This is a genomic window from Bacillus sp. V3B, from assembly GCF_024494465.1.
Lineage (GTDB): Bacteria > Bacillota > Bacilli > Bacillales > Cytobacillaceae > Bacillus_BD.
This window is the reverse complement of sequence record NZ_JAETXM010000070.1, coordinates 1-1,402: the sequence shown is the minus strand read 5'-3', so window position 1 is coordinate 1,402 and position 1,402 is coordinate 1. Positions and strand designations below refer to the sequence as shown.

General features: G+C 36.6%; 2 protein-coding genes. One reads left to right on the top strand and one right to left on the bottom strand.

The features are described 5' to 3' along the window. Window positions 1–23: 23 nt before the first annotated feature. Complete coding sequence (locus tag JMM81_RS22555; protein ID WP_256243808.1) at window positions 24–176, bottom strand: ribbon-helix-helix domain-containing protein; 153 nt, start codon at window positions 174–176, stop codon at window positions 24–26. A gap of 84 nt (window positions 177–260) precedes the next feature. On the opposite strand from JMM81_RS22555, the gene tnpB reads away from it, so the two are divergent. Further along, window positions 261–1,402 (top strand): IS200/IS605 family element RNA-guided endonuclease TnpB (gene tnpB, locus JMM81_RS22550; protein ID WP_256243806.1); only part of this gene is annotated, 1,142 nt, incomplete at its 3' end.

The window sequence follows — 1,402 nt, the reverse complement described above, 5'->3', positions numbered from 1 at the left end:
AATCGCCTTCGGACAAGGGATGGCTACTTGCCATCTCGATTGTCCGACTGTTCGAGTGCATATTGAATGAGATAAATAATCGTTTGAGTACGAGTTGTAAAACCCTTCTTTTCCTTAAATGCATCAATACGCTTCAACAATTCTTTGGGATAACGCATATTTAAAACTTGTGACATACTACAATCCTCCTTGTGTATTACAGTGATACCTAATATAATTATTGTATATCATAATAATACATGATAAGGGGGTGTTCTACAATGTTAGTCAACAAAGCTTACAAGTTTCGCATATACCCAAACAAAAAACAGACTGAACTCATTAACAAAACCATTGGTTGTTCACGTTTTGTATTCAACTTTTTCCTTAGCAAACAAAAAGATAAGGATACTTATTGGTATATCGTTGAAGAGATGAAACAGAATGGTCAACTTCCAACAAATAGTTGGAAAGGTACATGTTTGAATAAATACGAAACGGTCAAAGCACTTCCTGAATTAAAAAAACACTACTCTTTCTTAAAAGAAGTGGATAGTATTGCTTTGCAAAAGTCTGTTGAAAATCTAAGCGACTCCTATGATCGTTATTACAAAAAACAGAACAAACAACCACGTTTTAAGTCCAAAAAGAAGCCTGTTCAGTCTTATGCAACCAAGCATACGAATGGAAATATAGCTGTAACAGACAACTACGTCAAATTACCTAAACTTGGTCTTGTTCGCTTTGCCAAAAGTCGTGAAGTCGCAGGTCGCATATTAAGTGCAACCATTAGACGCAATCCGTCAGGTAAATATTTTGTTTCTTTAGCAACTGAAATGGAAGTAGAAGAATGGCCCAAAACAAACTCTGCCGTTGGAGTTGATGTTGGCTTAAAAAATTTTGTGATTCTTTCAGATGGAACATCACCTTATAAAAACCAAAAATTTTTCCGCACTTTAGAAGAAAAGTTAGCCAAAGCACAACGAATTATGAGTAGACGAACAATAGGTGGCTCCAACTGGTACAAAGCAAAGATGAAAGTAGCACGCATCTATGAAAAAATGGCTAATGCAAGAAAAGATTATCTCGACAAGATTTCAACCGAAATGGTCAAAAACCACGACATCATCGGTATGGAAAACTTGTCGGTGTCTAATATGCTAAAGAATCACAACCTTGCAAAAGCCATCAGTGAAGTATCTTGGTCACAATTCAAAACCATGATCGAATACAAAGCGAAATGGTACGGAAAACAAGTCGTTACAGTAGCGAAAAACTTTCCTTCCAGTCAGCTATGTTCTTGTTGTGGCTACAAAAATAAAGACGTTAAAGATCTCGGATTACGTGAGTGGGATTGCCCAGAGTGTCATACTCATCATGATCGGGATATTAACGCAAGCTTAAATCTCAAAAACGAAGCCGT

Bases quoted from the DNA above. Each gene is read 5' to 3' on its own strand.
- JMM81_RS22555 (WP_256243808.1), bottom strand. From the start codon at position 176: ATGTCACAAGTTTTAAATATGCGTTATCCCAAAGAATTGTTGAAGCGT.